Origin of the sequence: Acidovorax sp. HMWF029 (genome assembly GCF_003060895.1) — a bacterium.
GTDB lineage: Bacteria > Pseudomonadota > Gammaproteobacteria > Burkholderiales > Burkholderiaceae_C > Acidovorax.
This window is the reverse complement of the sequence record NZ_QAIH01000224.1, coordinates 5,983-10,842: the sequence shown is the minus strand read 5'-3', so window position 1 is coordinate 10,842 and position 4,860 is coordinate 5,983. Positions and strand designations below refer to the sequence as shown.

General features: G+C 67.3%; 5 protein-coding genes. 3 read left to right on the top strand and 2 right to left on the bottom strand.

The features are described 5' to 3' along the window. Positions 1-61 precede the first annotated feature (61 nt). Both DBR12_RS15720 and DBR12_RS15715 read left to right on the top strand, forming a co-directional pair. The gene (locus DBR12_RS15720; RefSeq protein ID WP_108618119.1) at positions 62-1,681 is read left to right on the top strand and encodes a DUF1800 domain-containing protein; all 1,620 of its coding nucleotides are present in this window, start codon (positions 62-64) and stop codon (positions 1,679-1,681) included. Between the two features lie 189 nt (positions 1,682-1,870). Next, the gene (locus DBR12_RS15715) at positions 1,871-3,094 is read left to right on the top strand and encodes a DUF1501 domain-containing protein (protein WP_233244584.1); all 1,224 of its coding nucleotides are present in this window, start codon (positions 1,871-1,873) and stop codon (positions 3,092-3,094) included. Between the two features lie 87 nt (positions 3,095-3,181). On the opposite strand, the gene DBR12_RS15710 is transcribed toward DBR12_RS15715, so the two are convergent. Together DBR12_RS15710 and DBR12_RS15705 are read right to left on the bottom strand one after the other, a co-directional pair. Continuing rightward, positions 3,182-4,099, bottom strand: coding sequence for a DHH family phosphoesterase (locus tag DBR12_RS15710; protein WP_108618118.1), 918 nt, complete (start codon positions 4,097-4,099; stop codon positions 3,182-3,184). Positions 4,100-4,155: 56 nt separating this feature from the next. Then, on the bottom strand, positions 4,156-4,491 hold the full coding sequence (locus DBR12_RS15705; RefSeq protein WP_108618117.1) for an ankyrin repeat domain-containing protein: 336 nt from the start codon (positions 4,489-4,491) through the stop codon (positions 4,156-4,158). A 115-nt stretch (positions 4,492-4,606) separates the two neighbouring features. On the opposite strand from DBR12_RS15705, the gene DBR12_RS22985 reads away from it, so the two are divergent. Further along, positions 4,607-4,860: pseudouridine synthase (locus DBR12_RS22985; protein WP_233244585.1), on the top strand; the 254-nt coding region annotated here is incomplete at its 3' end.

Here is a 4,860-nt window from a genome sequence, read left to right as displayed (position 1 = left end):
GGCTTGCACAGCGCGTTGGAGCGGGGCACCATGCGTCCACTGCCTGCAGCCAGCGCACACCATGAACGCCCTCTCCTTCCCGCACCCCGCCCCCGTTCACCGCCGCACCGTGCTCGCAGGCCTGCTGGGTGCGGTCGCCACCGCCCCAATGGGCCTGGGGCGTGCAGCCGCCCCGGCAGGTGCCACGGGCTGGAGCAGCGCCGACGAAGTCACCCAGGCCCGCCTGCTGGACCGCGTGACCTGGGGCAACACTGCCCAGGGCACGCAGCCGCTGCCGCAGCAGGGGGTTGCCGCCTACCTGGCCGCGCAGCTGCGCCCCCCGCCCGCCACGCTGCCGCGCGCCGCCCAGGCGCAGATCGACGCCATGGCCATCACCCGCGAGCCCCTGCCCGAGCTGGCCGCGCGCATGGAGGCCCAGCACCAGACCGCCAAGGCACAGCCCACCGAAGACGGTCGCAAGGCGGCCCTCAAGGCCTGGCAGCAGGACATGCGCGCACTGCAGCAAGAGGCGGCCGAGCGTTTTGTGCTGCGCGCGCTGTATTCGCCCACCCAGCTGCGCGAGAAGATGACCTGGTTCTGGATGAACCACTTCAGCGTGTTTGGGGGCAAGGGCAACCTGCGTGTGCTGGTGGGCGACTATGAGGAACGCGCCATCCGCCCCCACGCACTGGGCCGCTTTCGTGACCTGCTGGGCGCCACGGTGCGCCACCCGGCCATGCTGCATTACCTGGACAACGCACGCAACGCGGCGGGCCGCATCAACGAGAACTACGCCCGCGAGCTGATGGAGCTGCACACCCTGGGCGTGGACGGCGGCTACAGCCAGCAAGACGTGCAGGAGCTGGCGCGCGTGTTGACCGGCGTGGGGGTGTCGTTGCGCCCACCCGAAGACGAGCCCCCAAAAATGAAGCCCGCGCTGCGCCGCCACTACGTGCGCGACGGCCTGTTCGAGTTCAACCCCCAGCGGCACGACTGGGAGTCCAAGACGCTGCTGGGCCAGCCCCTGCGCGCAGAAGGCCTGGCCGAGGTGGACGAAGCGCTGGACCGCCTAGCCCGCGCCCCGGCCACGGCCCGCTTCATCACGCGCAAGCTCGCGCTCTTTCTGGTGGGCGACAAACCGCCACCCGCGCTGCTGCAAATGCTGGCGCGCACTTTCGAGCGCACCGATGGCGACATCGCCGCCGTGCTCGAGGCGCTGTTCAACGCGCCAGACTTTCGCGCATCGCTGGGCCAGCGCTTTCGCGACCCGGTGCACTATGTGCTGGCCAGCCTGCGGCTGGCCCATGGCGACGCCGTGCTACCCAGCACAGAACCCGCACTGGGCTGGCTGCAGCGCCTGGCCGAGCCCCTGTACGGCCGCGCAACGCCCGACGGCTACCCGCTCGACGCAGCGGCATGGGCGGGCTCGGGGCAGATGTCCACGCGCTTCGAGATCGCCCGCGCCATTGGGGCGGGGGCGGGGGCTGCCACTCCCCCCCTACCTGCCCAGCGAGATAAAGAGATGAAGATGGCCGAATCGGCCCCTGCGCAGCGCACGCCCCCTGCGCTGGCAGAAAGTGCCTATGTACGCACCCTGCAGCCCACCTGGTCTGCCGCCACACGCAATGCGCTGGCACAGGCCACCTCTGCCCGCGAGTGGAACCTGCTGTTCCTGGCGTCCCCCGAGTTCATGCACGGCTGAGACAAGATGGAGTACATCCCCCTGAGTCGCTTCGCGCCTTCCCCCTTCTCTCGAATTGCTCCGCAATTCGGGAAGGGGGACGCAGCCCGTGCGGCGGGGCGGCCCTTGCACGGCTGCCATGGCTTAGGCCGCGCAAGCTCATGCGCAGCAGTCGATGGTGTGCGCGAGCGCGAATGAAAGGACAGGTCCATGTTGCACAGACGACACCTTCTTCAAGCCCTGGGCGCCAGCGCACTCGGCATGCACAGCGCCAGCGCAATGGCTGCCCCCGGCGCGCAGGATGCGCGTTTTCTGCTCGTTTTCCTGCGTGGTGGCTATGACTGCGCCAGCCTGCTGGTGCCCACGGCAAGCAGCTATTACTACGAGACGCGGCCCAACATCGCCATCCCCCGCCCCGGGCAGGACGGCGGCGCGCTGCCGCTCACGGCCGATTGGGGCCTGCACCCGGTACTGGCCGATTCCATGCTGCCGCTCTACCAGCAGCGCCAATTGGCCTTTGTGCCCTTTGCGGGCACGGACGACCTTTCTCGCAGCCACTTCGACACGCAAGACAGCATGGAGCTGGGCCAACCCGTGGGCGGGCGGCGCGACTACCGCTCGGGTTTCCTGAACCGGCTGGTGGCCGAGCTGAACCCGCGCACCGGCAACAACACACCGGCCACGGTCATGCTGCAACCCATGGCCTTTACCAGCACTCTGCCCCTGGTGTTGCGCGGCGCTGTGGACGTGCCCAACACCCTGCTCAGCGCGGGCGCAGGCCGCGGCGGCGTGGACGCGCGGCAAGCCCAGCTCATCGAGTCCATGTACCGGGGCACGCCGCTGGCCGCACCCGTGGCCGAGGGTTTTGCCACGCGCGAAGAAGTCGCCCGCACCATGCAAGGCGAGATGGAGGCCGCCAGCCGCAACGCGCTCAGCACCAAGGGCTTTGAAGGCACGGCCCGGCGCATGGCGCGGCTGATGCAGGCGCGCTACCAGATCGGCTTTGTGGACGTCGGCGGCTGGGACACCCATGTAGGCCAGGGCGCGGCCACGGGCGCACTGGCCAACCGTTTTGAAGAACTGGGCCGGGGCCTGGCGGGGTTTGCCGACGAGATGGGCCCGGCGTGGAAATCCACCGTGGTCGTGGTGGTCAGCGAGTTTGGCCGCACCTTCCGCGAGAACGGCAACCGGGGCACCGACCACGGCCACGGCACCGTGTTCTGGGTGCTGGGCGGCGGATTGAGCGGCGGCCGCGTCGCTGGCGAACAGCAAAACCTGAACGCAAGCACGCTGTTCCAGAACCGCGACTACCCCGTGCTCAACGACTACCGTGCCGTGCTGGGCGGGTTGTTTGCGCGGATGTACGGGCTGAACGCGGCCGCCGTGGCGCGGGTGTTTCCGAGAACGAAGGGGACGGACTTGCGATTGGTATAGCCTGGATTCATTGCTTCATATTTAATAGCAACAAAGGCTTACCCATAGCGCGGAAAGGCCGATTTTTATTCAAAATCGGCCCCTGCTTCAGGCGTTGAAGGTGCCCGAGAGCAGCTCGGGCAGGCGCTCCACCTTCATCTTGAAGCCGCAGGCCTGGGCATGGCCGCCGCCGCCCATGCTTTCGGCCAGCGCGATGCAGTCGAAATTGCGCTGCGCACGCAACCCCACCTTCACGCCTTTTTCGCCCGCACTCCACATCAACGCGAAGGTGCCGGTTTTGGCTGAGAGCATGTCGCCCACCAAGCTGTGGAACATGCCGGGCGCATTCACCATCAGGCCCGCAATGCCGTTGAACACCAGGGGCTGAGCGCCCTCGGCAATGTTGGCACAGAGCTTTTTGTACTTCTCGTCCATGGCCGCGCCGCGCGCCATGAACTGTTGGAGCTCCTCGGGCGTGAAGCCAGCAATCTCGCGCCAGCGCTCAAAGCCCTGCTCTTCCATATCGAGGGCCGACAGGAAGGCGGCGCTCTCGGCAAACTCCCACTTCCAGATGTCGCGGTCTTCCACGTACTGGAGCAGTGCGGGAATAGGTTCGTGCGGATGAAAGAACTCCCACGCCAGGCGCGCGCCCGACTTGTTCATGTCAAAGTGCACCACACCGCAGCGGCAGGCAAAGCCGGTGAGCTTTTCGGCCGCGCTCTTGTGGTGGTCCAGCATCACCAGCTTGGCGGCGCGCTCGTCGATGGCCTGCAGGATCTCGGCCGAAAACGAGAAGTCGAGGATGTACACGGTGCGGCCCGCCACGGGCGGCAGGTCGTCCACCGAGAGCACATCGCCATGGTCCAGGCCCCGGTATTCGGCGCTATCGCCGTAGTACAGCCATGCGGCCAGCGCCGCTCCAAAGCCATCGGGGCAGTTGCGCCCGTGGTACAGGATGAGCGGCTTGGGATCGTTCTTGTCGGGTGCAACCAGCAGTTGCAGGGGGAGTATGGTTTTCTTCGTCATGACCCCCAATTGTCGCCGGGGCATCAGAACCCCACGCCCCCCATCTGAACAGCTCCTCAAACCGGCAACCAGCGCCACCAGAAAGGCTTGCGGCCTTCCTTGGCGCCCTTTGCCTCCAGCAAGGCGATGAACCCAGTCCGCCGGTAGCGGCGCGCAGCCTCCAGCGGGGTCATGTCGTCAAAGTCGGAGCGCAACATGGGGTCGGCGCCATGGGCCAGCAAGTAGTGCGCGATGGCGTCGTGCCCATGGATCAGGCTGGCCACCAGCGGGGTGCACAGAATCTCGGGATGCTGGTAATTGGGGTTCACACCCGCGCTGATGTGGTGGCGCACCAGCGCCAGGTCGCCCGCCACGGCGGCGGCGTACATGTCTTTCCAGTCTCCAGCGGACATACCTGGGCATCCTTTGCAAGGGTTGAACGGGGCCAGTGTAGGCAGCGGCGCGTGCGGCACAATCCGCGCCTTCCCCTATCTCCTTCGGCCTGTCTCGGCGGCTGCGAACTCCTTCATGCACCCTCCCCTGCACATCCTCTGGCGCGACGAGCACCTGGTGGCCGTGTACAAGCCCGCCGGCTGGCTGGTGCACCGCACGGGCCTGGATGCGGGCGAGACGCGGTTTGTGATGCAGACCCTGCGCGACCAGCTGGGCCAGCATGTGTTCCCAGTGCACCGGCTGGACAAGGGCACCTGCGGCGTGCTGGTGATGGCGCTGCACAGCGATGCGGCGCGCGCGCTGTCGCAAGCCTTTGAGCATGGCGCCAC